Origin of the sequence: Arenimonas sp. (genome assembly GCF_019459675.1) — a bacterium.
Lineage (GTDB): Bacteria > Pseudomonadota > Gammaproteobacteria > Xanthomonadales > Xanthomonadaceae > Arenimonas.
This window is the reverse complement of record NZ_JAIBFH010000139.1, coordinates 1-1,087: the sequence shown is the minus strand read 5'-3', so window position 1 is coordinate 1,087 and position 1,087 is coordinate 1. Positions and strand designations below refer to the sequence as shown.

Annotated in this window: 1 pseudogene; it reads right to left on the bottom strand. The window is 70.3% G+C overall.

From position 1 onward, the window contains the following. A pseudogene (locus K0M70_RS05035) lies at positions 1-997 on the bottom strand (hypothetical protein); the annotation flags it as partial. Between the last annotated feature and the right edge of the window lie 90 nt (positions 998-1,087).

The following is a 1,087-nucleotide window of genomic DNA, read 5'->3' as shown; positions in this document are numbered from 1 at the left end:
TTGAGCCGCGCTTGCTAATCAGCAGGCGCTGGTTGGTGGCGCCACCGCCGCCGCCCAGGAACAGGCGCGTGTCGGCGGCCGTGGAAGGATTGTTGGCCAGCGGTCGGCCGCCCAGGCCGCCCCGCTCCCGCCGGCTGTTGCCGCCCCACGAGGCGTTGCCGGGCGCCAGCGCCAGCGCGTTCTGGTTGCTGTTGCCGAAGGTGTAGCCGCCCCGGCCGCCGCCCGAAGAGGTCGTGGTGGAGGTCAGCGTCCCGTCAATATTCCAGGCGGCCGCCCAACCGGGCGTGGCAAGACTGGGATTGCCCTGCCCGTTCCAGCTGGCAGGCGAACCACCGTTGGCACCGCCGCCGCCGCCGCCGTTGTGGGCGTTGCCGCCGCCGCCGCCGTTGGCCGGCGCACCGCGGCCGTAGCGGCCGTTGAGCGCGTCGTACTGGGCCTGGAAGCCGGCAATGCCCTCACCTTTCTCGGCACCATCGGCGTCGGTTGCGCCGCGGAACAGCGTGACGTCCGTACCCGCAGCGGTGGTCACGTTGTCGAGCACGCCACCGCGGAAGCCGGCACCCGACGCGGACGCCGCACCGTTGATCACGAGGTTGTTCTGGACAAGCAGCGGCATTACGCCGCCGGTGGTGCCGTTCCAAAGCGGCGCACTGAGCGTGGCGCCGGCCGAGATGGTCAGGTTGCCGTACTGCGGCACGCGGATCACCTGGCTGGCGTTCGCATACGAGAAGCGCAGCGGCGCAACGCCGCAGGCCGGGCTGAGGGTGACGGTGCTGCCCACCACGCCCAACACACTCACCAGCTCGAACCGGCCGGCATTGCCCAGCGCGGACACGGCCCCATAGGCCGCCGTGTTGCCCGAACCGATGGTGGCGCCCTGCGCCTGGTAGACCATCAACACATCGCCGGACGAAATGCCGGCGGTGTTGGCAAGGGTGAGCGTGGTGGCTCCCGCCGTCGCCGCCGACGCCAGGGTGGTAATGCGGACGGGGGCCAAGCTGGCGTAGGCGGTGTTTGCCCCGACAGTGAAGTCGCCATCCTTGCCGGGCTGCCATGCGTTGGCGTCGGGGGAGAAAAAAAGAAAAAA